Source organism: Flagellimonas alvinocaridis (genome assembly GCF_004916895.1).
In the GTDB taxonomy this organism is placed as follows: Bacteria; Bacteroidota; Bacteroidia; order Flavobacteriales; family Flavobacteriaceae; genus Flagellimonas; species Flagellimonas alvinocaridis.
In genome coordinates this window covers 19,979-34,630 of record NZ_SNTZ01000003.1, presented here as the reverse complement: position 1 = coordinate 34,630, position 14,652 = coordinate 19,979, and the positions used below count along the sequence as shown (strand labels likewise).

The 14,652-nt window shown below is 45.0% G+C and carries 12 protein-coding genes; all 12 read left to right on the top strand.

The window, feature by feature from the left end; translation table 11 throughout:
• Positions 1–24 precede the first annotated feature (24 nt).
• The 12 genes from EZV76_RS07705 to EZV76_RS07650 all read left to right on the top strand — a co-directional run bounded on the left by EZV76_RS07705 (position 25) and on the right by EZV76_RS07650 (position 14,648).
• Positions 25–483: a universal stress protein gene (locus EZV76_RS07705; protein ID WP_036378941.1), complete on the top strand. Its 459-nt coding sequence runs from the start codon at positions 25–27 to the stop codon at positions 481–483.
• Positions 484–602: 119 nt separating this feature from the next.
• Complete coding sequence (locus EZV76_RS07700; protein ID WP_051947539.1) at positions 603–1,967, top strand: NAD(P)/FAD-dependent oxidoreductase; 1,365 nt, start codon at positions 603–605, stop codon at positions 1,965–1,967.
• A 22-nt stretch (positions 1,968–1,989) separates the two neighbouring features.
• Positions 1,990–3,300: a Na+/H+ antiporter NhaA gene (gene nhaA, locus EZV76_RS07695; RefSeq protein WP_231562577.1), complete on the top strand. Its 1,311-nt coding sequence runs from the start codon at positions 1,990–1,992 to the stop codon at positions 3,298–3,300.
• Positions 3,297–4,310, top strand: coding sequence for a type II glyceraldehyde-3-phosphate dehydrogenase (locus EZV76_RS07690; RefSeq protein ID WP_036378943.1), 1,014 nt, complete (start codon positions 3,297–3,299; stop codon positions 4,308–4,310). The genes nhaA and EZV76_RS07690 overlap by 4 nt, the downstream gene beginning before the upstream one ends.
• A gap of 9 nt (positions 4,311–4,319) precedes the next feature.
• Positions 4,320–5,381, top strand: a complete 1,062-nt coding sequence (locus EZV76_RS07685) for a class I fructose-bisphosphate aldolase (protein ID WP_136565988.1) — start codon at positions 4,320–4,322, stop codon at positions 5,379–5,381.
• 16 nt (positions 5,382–5,397) lie between these two features.
• Positions 5,398–6,768 (top strand): dicarboxylate/amino acid:cation symporter, encoded by a 1,371-nt coding sequence (locus EZV76_RS07680; RefSeq protein ID WP_036378947.1) that lies wholly within the window; start codon positions 5,398–5,400, stop codon positions 6,766–6,768.
• A 7-nt stretch (positions 6,769–6,775) separates the two neighbouring features.
• Positions 6,776–8,470, top strand: a complete 1,695-nt coding sequence (locus tag EZV76_RS07675) for an alpha-amylase family glycosyl hydrolase (protein WP_201741840.1) — start codon at positions 6,776–6,778, stop codon at positions 8,468–8,470.
• Positions 8,471–8,513: 43 nt separating this feature from the next.
• Entirely contained in the window at positions 8,514–9,410 is an 897-nt protein-coding gene (locus EZV76_RS07670) for an alpha/beta fold hydrolase (protein ID WP_235855480.1), read from the top strand.
• Between the two features lie 43 nt (positions 9,411–9,453).
• Positions 9,454–11,994 carry an alpha-glucan family phosphorylase gene (glgP, locus tag EZV76_RS07665; RefSeq protein WP_136565987.1) on the top strand — a complete coding sequence of 847 codons (2,541 nt, stop codon included), beginning with the start codon at positions 9,454–9,456 and terminating at the stop codon, positions 11,992–11,994.
• 24 nt (positions 11,995–12,018) lie between these two features.
• Entirely contained in the window at positions 12,019–12,240 is a 222-nt protein-coding gene (locus EZV76_RS07660) for a hypothetical protein (protein ID WP_036378951.1), read from the top strand.
• A gap of 14 nt (positions 12,241–12,254) precedes the next feature.
• Positions 12,255–13,553 carry an acetate/propionate family kinase gene (locus EZV76_RS07655; RefSeq protein WP_136565986.1) on the top strand — a complete coding sequence of 433 codons (1,299 nt, stop codon included), beginning with the start codon at positions 12,255–12,257 and terminating at the stop codon, positions 13,551–13,553.
• Between the two features lie 126 nt (positions 13,554–13,679).
• Entirely contained in the window at positions 13,680–14,648 is a 969-nt protein-coding gene (locus EZV76_RS07650; RefSeq protein WP_036385910.1) for a 6-phosphofructokinase, read from the top strand.
• The last annotated feature ends 4 nt before the right edge of the window (positions 14,649–14,652 follow it).

Sequence of the window (14,652 nt, the reverse complement as noted above, 5' to 3'; positions counted from 1 at the left end):
AGTCTATAAATAAAAACGAAGAAGATGAAAGTATTACTCGCAATTGACGGCTCTGAATTCAGCAAAGATGCCATCGATGAACTAGCGGCAATGTCGCTGCCAAAATTAGTTAAAATACATGTTCTAAATGTTTATGAAAATCCAATGTTAACTGTACCAGGGGCTTTCCCCTTAAGTGGTATCGGCCATTATAAAGAAGAAGCCATGTCAAATGCGAAAAAATCGGCTGAAACCATCGTTAACAATGCTGCAAAGTCGTTAAAACAAAAGAACGGCAAGTTGTCGATAACGACCAATATTGTAGAAGGGTTTCCCAAAAATGCAATCTTGGAAAAGGCAACTGATTTGGAGGTGGATCTTATCGTATTGGGATCACAAGGCCATGGCGCATTCTCGCGCTTTTTGCTTGGTTCGGTCGCCCAATCCATTGCCATGCACGCGCATTGTTCTGTTTTGATTGTCAGAAAAAAACATCAAAAATAAAATATGGCCACTTACAATGTGACAGGATAAATTTTGTCCGTAGAAAAATAAAAGAGCAGATCATGGGAAATCAGAATACCTGCATATCAAAGAACAATACCGATGCCAACTGTGAAGTGATGGAGTCTGTTTGTTTGCCCAAAACATTTTTGCCGCGTATAGTGGTTGTGGGTGGTGGCTTTGCAGGGCTGGCCCTGGTAGAAGGCCTTAAAAACAAGGAGGTACAGGTCGTGCTGATAGACCGTAACAACTTCCATCAATTTCAGCCCTTGTTCTATCAAGTGGCCACCAGCGGTCTTGAACCGGACAGTATCGTATTTCCCTTCAGAAAACAGTTCAAGGGCTATGGTAATGTGAGCTTTAGGTTTGCCGAAGTGACGCAAATCGAACCCGCTTCCAACACAGTTGTAACAGACAAAGGCAAGCTCACCTACGATTATCTGGTCTTGGCCACCGGAACCAAGACCAATTTCTTCGGCATGAAAGAGGTGGAACAAAACAGTCTTGGTATGAAAGACATCAAGGACTCGCTAAACATACGTCATATGATGTTGCAAAACTTGGAGCAGGCAGCCATAACCTGTGATGATGAAGAACGCGATGCGCTGACCAATTTTGTGATTGTGGGCGGTGGCCCGGCCGGTGTCGAAATGGCAGGTGCCTTGGCGGAATTCTGTAAGTACATCCTTCCAAAAGACTATCCCGAGTATCCGAATAGCATAATGAACATCTACCTGATCGAAGCATCGGACGAACTATTAGCCTCAATGTCCAACAAAGCCTCGACAAAAACACTTCGGTATCTAAAAAATCTAAATGTGCAAGTGTTGTTGAACGAGGCCGTGAGCGGTTACGACGGTAATGTGGTATCTACCAAAAGCGGAAGGAAAATCATGGCGAAAAACCTGATTTGGACGGCAGGTGTAACAGGCCAGGTTCCAGCGGGCATCAATCAAAAACATATAATTAATGGGAACCGTCTAAAAACGGATACCCATCTAAAAGTGGAAGGCATGGATAATGTTTTTGCCATTGGGGACATTGCCGGGGTAATCACCGACGAGACCCCTAAGGGCCATCCACAGGTAGCCCAAACCGCCATTCAACAGGGCGGTCATTTGGCCAAAGTGCTATTGAACACCGTTCAATCAATGCCTTCCAAACCATTTAGGTATAAAGATAAAGGTTCATTGGCCACAGTTGGCAAAAGAAAAGCGGTCGCTGATTTAGGAAAGCTCCACTTCGGCGGGTATGCTGCCTGGCTTTTATGGTCCGTGGTTCACTTGCTTTCCATCAGCGGGTTTCGAAACAAATTTTTGGTGGGCTTCAATTGGGCCATCAGTTATTTTACCTACGAAAAAAGCAACCGGGTAATCATAAGAAGTTTCAAACGTGATGCTTATATGAAAGCCTCCTTAAAATATAGTTCCAATAATGAATGGGAAAAGGATGTAAATCCCAAAAAATCCAGCATTGATGCCTAGCCATTATTCAAATAACAGTATTATGAAATTCTTCGGCAGCTCGATCAAAAGACTGCACAACTATGGCATTGTGCTCTTTATCACTGTTGTTATTGCTATGGTGTGGGCCAACTCGCCATGGAAGGGATATTATGTCGGCCTAATGCAAACCGAATTTGCCTTTAGTGTGGGTACATTTCAGCTATCTGAGTCGCTACTGTTATGGATCAACGATGGCTTAATGGCACTATTTTTTATGCAAGTCGGTCTAGAGCTGAAACGTGAAATAATCGGTGGTAAACTGTCGTCCCCAAAGGATGCAATACTGCCCATCGGTGCAGCAATAGGTGGTATGGTGCTCCCTGCCCTTATTTATTTTATGTTCAACAACTCGGGCGAGGCTTCCAATGGTTGGGGCATTCCCATGGCCACGGATATTGCATTTTCATTAGGGGTTCTGGCCCTTGTCGGAAAAAGACTTCCTTCGACCTTGAGGGTTTTTCTTATTACACTGGCTATTGTGGATGATCTAGGTGGTGTCTTGGTCATTGCCCTCTTTTATACCTCAGGTATCTCGCAGATGGATCTACTCCATGGACTATTGTTCTTCGCGGCTTTGATAATTGGTAATTATGCGGGAGTAAGAAGCACATGGTTCTATGCCATTATTGGCATCGGTGGTGTTTGGTTGACCTTCTTTTTTTCAGGGGTACATCCAACCATTGCCGGGATTCTGACCGCATTTGCCATTCCTGGTAGGGTAAAAATTAAGGAGACTACCTTTTTAGAGCGTTTAGACCGTTTACATAAGAGATTTCAAGAAACCAAGTCCATAAAGGGGACGCTTATCTCAAAAACGCAATTGGAGATATTGGAGGATATAAAGACTGCAAGTTCCGAGGCCGAAACTCCACTCCAAAAATTGGAAAGGACTTTAAACCCAATAGTGGGCTTTGTAATTCTTCCCTTGTTCGCTTTGGCAAATGCAGGAATACATCTTCATGGAGATTTGCTGAAAGTACTATCCAGCCCGGTTAGCTTGGGGATTGGTCTAGGTCTCATTTTTGGCAAGTTTATCGGTATTACTGCTTTTTCAAGACTACTCGTTGCATTTAAACTCGCCAAGCTTCCGGAAAACGTGAATTGGAAAATGATTTATGGTATAGGTTTTCTTGGCGGTATCGGTTTTACCATGTCGTTGTTTATAACCGAACTGGCTTTTACGGACGAGTCCCTAATATTTACGGCCAAGGTAAGCATCCTATTCGCTTCATTGACAGCGGGGGTAATGGGTGCTCTATTATTATACAGAAACAGAAAACAATTAAGAACAGTTAAACATAAAAGAACATGAAAAACATTGCAGTAGTAGGATACGGAGTTATCGGGAAAAGAGTGGCCGATGCCATTAATGTACAAGATGATATGAGCCTTATTGGGGTTTGTGATGTCATCAGCGATTGGCGCATACAAAATGCGGTGCGAAAAGGGTATGCAGTTTATGCGGCCACACCCGAAGCCGAAAAAGAAATGAAAGCAGCCAATATTGCCATTGAAGGAAGTATGCAAGACATTTTAGAAAAAGTAGATCTTGTAGTGGACTGTACGCCAAAGAACATCGCCGCGAAAAATGTGGAAATATACAAAGGGCAAGGGATCAAGTTTATCGTACAGGGAGGTGAAAAACACAAGACCACAGGCCACTCCTTTAGTGCCGAGAACAATTATAGCACTGCGGTAAATCTAGATGCTACCCGGGTGGTTTCCTGTAACACCACATCTATCTTAAGGACATTGACCGCTTTAAAAAAGGCAGATCTATTGGATTATGCACGGGGAACATTATTAAGAAGGGCGACCGACCCATGGGAAAGCCACTTGGGCGGCATCATGAACACCATGGTGCCGGAAAAGGACATCCCGAGCCATCAAGGTCCCGACGCGCAAAGTGTCGATCCGGATTTGGATGTCATTACTTCTGCGGTCAAAGTTCCCGAGACTTTGAGCCATATGCATTACTGGAACGTTAAGCTACGAAAAAAAGCCTCAAAGGAAGAGGTGTTGAACGCCCTCAAAACCTCAAGTAGAATCAAGTTCATTCACTATGATCAAGGCTTGGTCTCCAACAATACCATCAAAGAAATGTTTTTGGATATGGGTAGGCCTTGGGGCGATATGTACGAGGTGGCCCTATGGGAAGACATGCTCAAGGTTGTGGGCGATGAACTTTTTTATGCCTACGTGGTCGATAACCAAGCGATTGTAATCCCTGAGACCATTGATGCCATTCGGGCCCTCACGGGTATTGAGACCGATGCACACAGATCCATCGAAAAAACCAATGCAAGTTTAGGAATCGGATAAAATTTCATTATGAAAACGTATGATAACATAGTCGCGCATTTAGGGGACAAAGCATCTTTCTATTTAGATCATGTAAGCCAGAAGGTCACCAAGGATGAACTGCGGTTGACCGATAAGAATATTGTGGACAACGTATTCGTCAATAGTAATCGAAGCCCACAAGTGCTCCGGAGCCTTGCCCAATTGTACGGGCATGGCAATCTAAAGGATACAGGGTATCTGAGCATCCTTCCCGTAGATCAGGGCATTGAACATAGTGCCTTTTTTTCCTTCTTTAAAAACCCCGATTATTTTGATCCCGAGAACATTGTAAAGCTCGCCATCGAAGCCGGTTGCAACGGTGTGGCCTCCACTTTTGGGGTGTTGGGCCTTTGTTCTCGGAAATATGCGCATAAAGTCCCCTTCATTGTCAAGATAAACCACAATGAGTTATTGTCCTATCCCAACACTTATGACCAGAACCTGTTCGGAAAAGTCAGGGAAGCGTGGAACATGGGCGCGGTTGCAATCGGGGCTACCATTTATTTTGGGTCCCAGGAAAGCAATCGACAGATAAGGGAGATTGCGGAAGCCTTTGCCGAGGCCCATAGCCTTGGTATGGCCACAATTTTGTGGTGCTACACCCGCAACGATGCTTTCAAAACAGACAAAGAGGACTATCACACCGCCGCGGATTTAACGGGTCAGGCCAACCATTTAGGGGTAACGATACAGGCCGATATCATCAAACAGAAGTTGCCCACGACCAATTTTGGTTTCAAGAACCTGAAATTCGGCAAGTTTGATGATGCCATGTACGAAACACTGACCACGGAGCACCCCATAGATCTATGCCGGTTGCAGGTGGCCAATTGCTACATGGGCAAAATAGGTTTGATAAACTCAGGTGGCGGTTCACAAGGCGAGTCAGATATGTCGGATGCGGTCAGAACTGCGGTCATCAACAAAAGGGCAGGCGGAGCAGGATTGATCTTAGGGAGAAAGGCCTTTCAAAGACCTTTTAAGGACGGTGTGGAATTATTGCATACCGTGCAGGGCGTTTACCTTGAAGAAAGAATAACAATAGCATAAGTCATCTGATAAAAGAATGCTGGATACGGAAATAAAATCATTAAAATCATTAAACCACTACCTACAAAGGTTGGTTGAGAACCGGCTTTGGCTCAAAGTTATCATTGCTTTGTTTCTTGGTGTTGGAGTAGGCCTGTTGTTAAGTCCCCAAAACGGTTGGATCACCAAAAGCACCGCCGATGTTCTGGGGAATTGGCTGGCCCTGCCGGGCATGCTCTTTTTGAAATTGGTCCAGATGATCATGATACCACTGATCGTGGCCTCCATCATCACCGGCATAGCGAGTAACGACAAGGAAAATCTGAAAAGATTGGGCGGGGGCGTACTCTTATATTTTATATCGACAACGATTATATCGGTAACCATAGGTACGGTTCTGGCCTTGATCTTTAGACCGGGAAAGTTTCTCCACCAACAGGCGGAAGTCGATCATGCAAATGCTTTGGCCAATACGGACGAAAGTACGGAACTGTCGTTTGGAATAAACGATATACCGAATGTCATTACCGATCTACTGCCTGAAAACCCATTGGCCTCGATGGTCAGTGGTGAAATGTTGAGCATTGTGATTTTTACCATTATAATCGGGGTTGCCGTATTGTCGCTGCCTGACGATTTGCTCAAACCTGTCAAGCTGCTCTTGGGTGCCGTACAGGAAATCTGCATGACCGTGGTCAAATGGGCCATGTTGTTGGTACCCATCGCAGTATTTGGTTTAATGGCGCAACTTACATCCAGTGTTGGTCTAAACTCCCTTTCAGGTTTGGGCTTTTATGTGCTCGTGGTACTGATAGGGTTATTCCTTTTGGTCGGTGTTTACCTGTTATTGGTAAGTCTATTGGGCCAGAGCAATCCGTTTAAATTTTTGAAAAAGATCACGGATGTTCAACTATTGGCATTCTCGACCACGAGTTCTGCCGCAGTAATGCCCCTTTCCTTAAAAACAGCGGAAGAAGAGCTCAAAGTGAACGGCTCCATCAGCAATTTCATTATTCCGATAGGGGCTACCGTGAACATGGATGGAACAGCACTTTACCAAACCATAACGACTTTGTTCATCGCTCAGGCTTATGGCCTTGAAATGGGCCTTCTGAATATTATTGTTGTCGTGGTCACCATAGTTGCCGCCTCCATCGGCACCCCTGCCATACCCGGTGGCGGTGTGGTGATTTTGGCTTCCGTTTTGTCAAGTGCCGGAATACCGGCTGAAGGCATTATCATAATTATAGGGGTGGAGCGCTTGCTCGGCATGTTCAGAACTGCGGTCAATGTTACCGGTGACCTAACGGCCTGTATGGTTTTCAACCGTTTTTATGGAGCAAGATCACAAGAAAGCAAAGAGGTAGATATAACTACAAATACACCATATTCCAATGTGAATGTTTAAAAACGAGATGATGTTAAAATCAATTGAGGAAATAGAACTTTCACCACGCCCAGACAAGAAATATTGGGTAAACTGCCATAGGGAATGGCGTGAGGAGATCATTTACTTTCTTATGGTTGACCGGTTTCATGATAGCAATGCACGGCACTCAAAGAATTTCGATATCCGGCACCCTGGTTTCGGGAATGAAGATCAATTGCGAAAGCCCTTTGGCGGTACTCTTAAGGGGATCATCAACAACATTGACTATATCAAAAACTTGGGCTGTACGGCCATCTGGCTAAGCCCCGTGTTTGAAAACAATCCAGAGTCCTACCATGGCTATGCCATTCAGAATTATATGGATGTGGACAAACGCTGGGGCACAAAGAAAGACTTGGAAAAACTCGTTGACAAGGCACACGGGCTTGATATACGGGTCTTTTTGGATATCGTTCTGCATCATTCTGGCGATAATTGGTCCTATCCCTTTGATTACAGCTATTATTATTTCAAAGGAGAGCGTTTTCCGTTGGGTGATTGGCGAGAAAAGGACAGACCGATACCCCTTGAACTGAGAAATCCCGAAATGTATAACCGTAAAGGGCAGATCAAGAATTTCGATGCGTATCCCGAGACCCAGGAAGGCGACTTCTTTACCTTAAAAACATTTCGGAACGATGGTTCCCCCGCCAGTGAAGACTTACAGGAGCTACTGGCCAAAATCCATTGTTACTGGATACGTGAGGTGGATGTTGATGGTTTTCGTTTGGATGCTGTCAAACATATGAAAGGGCAGGATACCAGCCGTTTTTGTTCGAGGATTCGGGAATATGCTTACTCTTTGGGCAAAAGAAACTTTTTCCTGTTCGGTGAAATTATCGGCAACGATGAAATGAGCAATCCCTATATAGGCCCTAAAGTACTGCCTGAAGACCGTAACATCTATTATGGGCTTGATTCTATCTTAGATCACCCCCTGCACAGTGTCCTGGCGGAAGTGATAAAGGGCAATTCATCACCGAACCTATTGATACGGCGCTATGAAGAACTGCGAAAGAATGCCCTTCACCGTGGCGAGTATGGCGAATTTCTGGTGACCTATATCGACGACCACGACCAGGTTGGGATGGATTTTAAGCACCGCTTTGGCCACAATGCCGCTCCCGAGCAAATTGTTGCGGGCATGGGCTTTCTCATTTGTGCCCTTGGCGCTCCATGTATTTATTACGGTACCGAACAAGGTTTTGAGGGCAACGGTACTGATGATCGGTATATCAGGGAGGGCATGTTCAATCCCGATGATAAGGAGACCAACGTATTGAACCAAGGGTCATGGCTATTCAAGAGAATTTCGTTCTTGGCACATCTTAGGCAAAGGGAAGCCATTCTAAAATTCGGTAGAATGTATTTTAGGGAAACTTCAGAAAATGGGCTCGATTTTCGGTTTCCAGATTGTGAACAATGTCTTTTGGCATTTTCAAGGATCCTTTATCAGGGCGAGATACTTGTCGTCTATAATTCTTCTCCAAAGAATACCAAAGAAGGATACGTAACCATAGATAACGCTATCAACAAAGAAAATCTTCTAATGGAATGTATCTATGGGAACAAGAAAAAAGTCAAAATCGAAAAAAACACAGCTTTAGAAACCGATCGCCTTTTCATCAAGGTAAAACTAAGACCCATGGAGTTTTTGATCTTCAAGAACAATTGGGTGTAAGAAAAAACGAGGTCGGGTTCGACATAGGATAATGAAACATGCAATGATGAAAATAGCGAAAAAGACCTTTTGGGCAGTATTGGCGATTGTGGCACTCATCATGTCGGTAGCGGGATACCAATACCTTACGGTCGCCGTAGCTCCTGAATATGATCCAGAAACCATGCCCTTGAACTATGAAATAGTGGGTTCGGGAGATAAAAACATGGTCTTGATCCATGGTCTGGCAGGTTCAAAAAACTATTGGAAAAGGGGTTTGGAACAAATTACCGGAACGCATAGACTTCTTTTGGTCGATTTGTTGGGCTTTGGCGACTCTCCCAAGCCCCAAAGCGAATATACCCTCGAAATTCAACTTACGGCCCTTGAAAAGGTCATCTCGGCAGAGGGGTTTGACAAAGGAGGGAGCCTTATTGTCGGTCATTCCATGGGAGCCATAATATCGCTGGCATTATTCGAAAAACATCCTAACTGGTTTAAGGGAGCGACCGTAATCGGCTTTCCCGTCTTTGAAAGCAGGGATCAATTTTTGGAACAGATGCCCGATGGTTCTTATTTTGATACGCTCGCCGTAGGCCGATATGGAAAATTGTTCTGTATGCTACACCCCTTATACATTGTTAAATGGTTCAAGCCCGAAAATCTGACCGATGACGTTTTTAAGGACTCAAAAAAACATACTTGGCAGAGCTATTACAATTCGTTGAACGAAGTAATTCTCAACACAAATTTATTTGTACTTGCCAAAAACATACGTGACCGGAAGATCCTCTTTATCCAAGGCACAGTCGATAAATTGGCACCCTACGTAAATGTAGAGAATTTTGCAAGTCTATTTACCAAGAGTAAGTTAATGCGTGTGGAGAATGGTGACCACCAACTCTTTCTAAAAGAGCCCTTTAAGGTTTGGAAAGCGATAAGCGATTTTTTTGATCATTAACCGCAATGAACAATATTGGAAGAAATGTAAGGACAAAATGAAAATGAAAGAACAAAAAAATCATATTGATCAACTCTACGGATTGATACACACTGATGTCGAGGGAATCGATGACCTTTTGGAACTTGCCCTGAACATTCGCTGGTCATGGAACCATGCCTCGGATAAACTATGGCAACAATTAGACCCCGAACTTTGGAAACTTACCCAAAATCCATGGGTAATCTTGCAGACCGTTTCACGCGACCGGCTTGAGGGGCATTTGAACGATCCAGAATTCCGGGCGAAAATCAAAAGCCTTTTGAATGAGAACGAAAAAGCACTATCGGCCCCGAACTGGTTTCAACAAAACTATGCCAAGACCCAGCTTAAGTGTGTTGCCTATTTCAGCATGGAGTATATGCTGAGCGAGGCACTGCCCATTTATGCAGGCGGCCTGGGCAACGTGGCCGGAGATCAGTTGAAATCGGCAAGTGACCTGGGCGTACCGGTCGTGGCCGTGGGGCTACTCTATGCCAAAGGGTATTTCCGTCAGGAAATCGACAAATTTGGCTCACAAAATGCCTTGTTCCCGCACAATGACCCAGGGCAATTGCCCGTTACGCCCTTACGCCTACCCAACGGGGAGTGGCTTCGCATAAAGGTATCGTTGCCCGGTCACCCGCTATGGCTAAGGACATGGCAGGTACAGGTAGGAAGGTCAAAGCTATATCTATTGGATAGCAACGATGCCGCCAATTTGCCCCTCCATCGTGGTATTACCGACGAGCTATATGGAGGTGGCCCCGACCATCGCATAAAACAAGAGATTGTTCTGGGTATCGGGGGCTACAAATTACTTAAGGCCCTGAATATCCAGCCAGAAGTGTGCCATATGAACGAAGGCCATGCAGCCTTTCTCGTGCTGGAACGTGCCAGCGATTTTATGAAGATGAATGGAACTTCTTTTGAACGGGCACTTGCCGTTACCCGGGCAGGCAACCTGTTTACCACCCATACAGCGGTTGCTGCCGGTTTTGATCATTTCAGTCCAATGCTAATGGAACAGTTTCTTGGCCAATACGCCAAAAACGAATTGGGTATCGATTTCAATGACCTGATGGCCTTGGGCAGGGCAGATTCCAATAATCATTGGGAGAGCTTCAACATGGCCTATCTGGCCATTCGCGGTAGCGGTGCGGTGAACGGCGTCAGTCGTTTACACGGCGAGGTTAGCAGAAATCTTTTTCGAAATCTCTTTAAGCGATGGCCGATACAAGAAATACCTGTTGGCCATGTCACCAACGGGGTTCATATGCCCTCTTGGGATTCTGAATATGCGGACAAGGTATGGACAGCAGCCTGCGGAAAAGATCGCTGGCGGGGCGAACTCGATGACCATTCGGCACATATTTCTAAGCTATCCGACGGAAAACTTTGGGAGTTTAGGAACCAATCCAGAAATCGTCTTGTCGATTTTATAAGGGAAAGGTTTGAGAGACAGGCAATAGTCTCGGGCCTACCATCTGAAGTGGTCGAAATCGCCGACCAAGTTCTTGACCCGGACACATTGACCTTGGGCTTTGCCCGCCGGTTTGTGCCTTACAAAAGACCGGATCTCTTATTGTACGATCCCGAACGTTTGGTCCGAATTCTGACCAATTCGGAACATCCGTTACAATTGGTTTTGGCCGGCAAAGCGCCCCCATTTGATGAAGCGGGAAAAGGGTTGATACAAAAGTGGGCGCAGTTCATCCAACAACATAATTTGTACAGGCATGTCCTTTTTCTAAGTGATTATGACATGCTGTTGACGGAAAATTTGGTCCAGGGCGTTGATGTATGGCTCAATACCCCGAGACGGCCCTGGGAAGCCAGTGGTACCAGTGGCATGAAAGTACTTGTAAACGGTGGCCTCAACTTATCGGAACTGGACGGTTGGTGGGCCGAGGCATTCACCCCAGAAGTGGGCTGGGCATTGGGTGATGGACAAGAACATGGTGATGACCCTGCTTTGGATGCTGCCGAGGCGATAGCTTTATATGAAATTCTGGAGCAACAAATAGTACCCGAATTTTATTCACGTAACAAAAAAGGCATCCCTGAACAGTGGGTAGGGAGAATGCGAAAAAGTATGGCGACCCTAACGCCCCGTTTTTCGACCAATCGAACGGTAAGGGAGTACACAGAACAATTTTATCTGCCTGCAGCAGAAAAATACAAGAGGCGTGCGGCAAAAAAGGGAGCTGCTGGAAAAAGGATTTTAGACACGCAAAACGAACTTATGAAAAGATGGGATACCATAAAATTCGGAAAAGTTCAGATTGAAAGTGAGCGCCATAAACATCATGTTAGAGCACCCATTTGGCTGAATGGTATTGACCCCAAGCATATTCAGGTAGAACTTTTCGCAGAAGGTGTTAACGGCAAAACGCCCGAAAGAAACACGATGAAATTTGATTGGATGGGCGAAGAAGGGCAACATAACTTTTACGCACAGGTAATTACTGACCGGCCAATTGATCACTACACGGTTCGTATTGCACCGAACTACGAAGGTGTATCCGTACCGTTGGAGAATAACTTGATATTATGGCAGCATTAAATCAAATTTCAAATAATCGGACAAATGAAAACACTGGAATATCACGAAACCATATTAAAAAAAGTCAGCTTCGACAAGAGGTTGTTGAGGATGGAACTGAAAAAGGCGGTCCGCAATACCACGTCTTTCGAACAGCCGGCCCTTCTTGAATGGTGCGGAGAGCACCTTGGCGAGGAATACAAAAAGATGGCCGCCGAATTTATGGAAAACAAGAGCTGTGCTTTTGAAGATAACGATAACCAATAAAATCACAAGTTAAAATGTACCTGCAAAACCCACTCCTTTTAACAATCAGTGCCGGACCATCAAATATTAGGTTCACAATGTATGAAATGGCAGAAAATCCCGTGAAGGAACTTTTTGGTGATATTCGTCACCTCGGATCCGGCAAAGAGGTTTTCAGGGTTACCCATGTTAAAGGCAATGAAAGGGAAAATTCACGGATATACGCTCCTGGCTTTTATCAAGCGACCGTTTTTTTAATAGGTTGGCTAAAAAACCAACCCGGCTTCGATCGTATTGGTTACATAGGACACAAGATAACATATGGATTGAACTATCCTGGGCCGAAAGTAATCGATACCGCCCTATTGAACGAACTGAAACAGATTGCCGACTATAATATTCCTAACTGTCTTTCAACTGAGATTGAGATTGTTGAAACGTTCACAATGCGATTTCCGGCATTACAGCAGGTAGCTTTTTTTGATACCAGTTTTCTGGTGAACCTGCCCAAGGCTGCCAAGATACCCCCTTTCATTCCAAGGCATTTTGAACGGGCACGCACGCACGGGCATGGCTTTCATGGGCAATCGTTTTCCCATATCATGATGGAACTTAAAAAAAGGATAGGTATTCAAAAAGCCGATGGAAGGCTCATTCTTGCACATCTTGGCAAAGAGGCCAGTATAACTGCCGTCAAGGAGGGCAAGAGCATAGATGCCGGCATGGGGTTTACACCACTGGGGGGGGTCGTCATGGGTACAAGAAGCGGAGATTTAGATCTTGGCGATTTTGCGCATTTACTGAAAAAAGAACGGATGGGGTCAAAACAGCCCAACAGCTTAACAGATGATGAGGGCGGTTCGCCAAAAATCTCCGAAACAAGTACGAATATGCTTGATTTACTTTTAAAAGAAGATGTTGACCGAAGGGCAGCGGAAGCTGTAACTTCCTTCTGCTATCAAGTAAGAAAGTGGATCGGGGCGTTTACCGCTGTCTTGGGCGGTTTGGATGTGCTGGTTTTCTCGGGTGACATCGGTGAAAATTCCCCAATAATACGATCCAGGATTTGTCAAGGACTTGACTTTTTAGGTATTGGGCTCGATGAGGGACAAAACAGAAAAAATTCATCTAAAATCTCTAAAGAGCAAAGTAAAGTGCTGGTCATGGTAATTCATGCCGATGAAGAATTGGTTATTGCAGAGAGCTTGGCCAATCAATATTTTAAAGATAAAAGTTATGATAAAGTAATTTCACCCCAAAAGAGGGGAGGGCAAAAAAGGCCAAGGGTTTCCACTCGAAAAAATATTGACAAATTCACCATATGGGATGGGTAAAAAGAATATTCCGGTTTCCCTGTTCCGGTCCGGTGCTAAATATCCGTTTGTCAGAACGAAGCGTTGAAAACCGGGCTGGGTGATTTTCTTGTAATATACCTGTAAAAAATTATGAAGAATAAGAGTATGAAGACTATTAAACACATAGGCGTATTCACATCTGGGGGCGATTCCCCGGGAATGAACGCCGCCTTGCACGGGGTGGCCAAAACGGCTGAGATGAACAACCTAAGGCTCAGCGGTTTTAAAAAAGGTTACGAAGGCCTAATCGACGGTGACCTAGTACAGTTGGATTCCAGTCAACTGAAAAAGAACGTTCACAGAGGCGGCACATTGTTGAAAACAGCAAGGAGCAAGCGGTTTTTGACGCTGGAGGGAAGACAACGAGCTATGCAAATTCTTGAAACGAACAAGGTCGATGCCCTGATTGCTATTGGTGGTGATGGCACCTTCAAAGGGCTATTGGCATTTTCAGAAATCTGTGACCTGCCGTTCTTGGGCATTCCCGGCACCATCGATAATGATCTGGCAGGTACCGATTTTACACTCGGTTTCGATTCTGCAGTGAACACCGCAATTGAAAACATTGATAAGATCAGGGATACGGCGGAGTCCCATAATCGAATATTTCTGATAGAGGTAATGGGCAGGGACTGCGGGTATATTGCCATCCATTCCGGATTGGGTACGGGTGCAGATGCCATTTTGATACCTGAAAGTGGGCATGACTTTACTCAATTGTTGGAAAAGGCGGGAAGCTACGATCGTGAAGAGGCCTTTGTTGTGATTGTTTCAGAAGGGGATGAACTAGGGGTCGAGCCGGCAGCCAAAAAGATAAAGGAAATAAACCCTGAAGTGGACTTGCGCATTGCCAAACTGGGCCATGTACAACGCGGTGGAAACGCCTCGGCATTTGATCGAATGTTGGGCATACGGCTCGGCACTGCTGCCGTAGAGGCACTTTTACATGGAAGAAAGAATGTCATGGCGGGAATCTTGAACAACCAACTGAGCCTTACCCCGTTTGACCAAGTGGTAAAGGAACATCAAGTGAACGATGAACTGCGGAGTCTCTTGAAAATTTTCGGAAGCTAAAATT

Bases quoted from the DNA above. Each gene is read 5' to 3' on its own strand.
- EZV76_RS07705 (WP_036378941.1), top strand. From the start codon at position 25: ATGAAAGTATTACTCGCAATTGACGGCTCTGAATTCAGCAAAGATGCC.
- EZV76_RS07700 (WP_051947539.1), top strand. From the start codon at position 603: ATGGAGTCTGTTTGTTTGCCCAAAACATTTTTGCCGCGTATAGTGGTT.
- nhaA (WP_231562577.1), top strand. From the start codon at position 1,990: ATGAAATTCTTCGGCAGCTCGATCAAAAGACTGCACAACTATGGCATT.
- EZV76_RS07690 (WP_036378943.1), top strand. From the start codon at position 3,297: ATGAAAAACATTGCAGTAGTAGGATACGGAGTTATCGGGAAAAGAGTG.
- EZV76_RS07685 (WP_136565988.1), top strand. From the start codon at position 4,320: ATGAAAACGTATGATAACATAGTCGCGCATTTAGGGGACAAAGCATCT.
- EZV76_RS07680 (WP_036378947.1), top strand. From the start codon at position 5,398: ATGCTGGATACGGAAATAAAATCATTAAAATCATTAAACCACTACCTA.
- EZV76_RS07675 (WP_201741840.1), top strand. From the start codon at position 6,776: ATGATGTTAAAATCAATTGAGGAAATAGAACTTTCACCACGCCCAGAC.
- EZV76_RS07670 (WP_235855480.1), top strand. From the start codon at position 8,514: ATGATGAAAATAGCGAAAAAGACCTTTTGGGCAGTATTGGCGATTGTG.
- glgP (WP_136565987.1), top strand. From the start codon at position 9,454: ATGAAAGAACAAAAAAATCATATTGATCAACTCTACGGATTGATACAC.
- EZV76_RS07660 (WP_036378951.1), top strand. From the start codon at position 12,019: ATGAAAACACTGGAATATCACGAAACCATATTAAAAAAAGTCAGCTTC.
- EZV76_RS07655 (WP_136565986.1), top strand. From the start codon at position 12,255: ATGTACCTGCAAAACCCACTCCTTTTAACAATCAGTGCCGGACCATCA.
- EZV76_RS07650 (WP_036385910.1), top strand. From the start codon at position 13,680: ATGAAGACTATTAAACACATAGGCGTATTCACATCTGGGGGCGATTCC.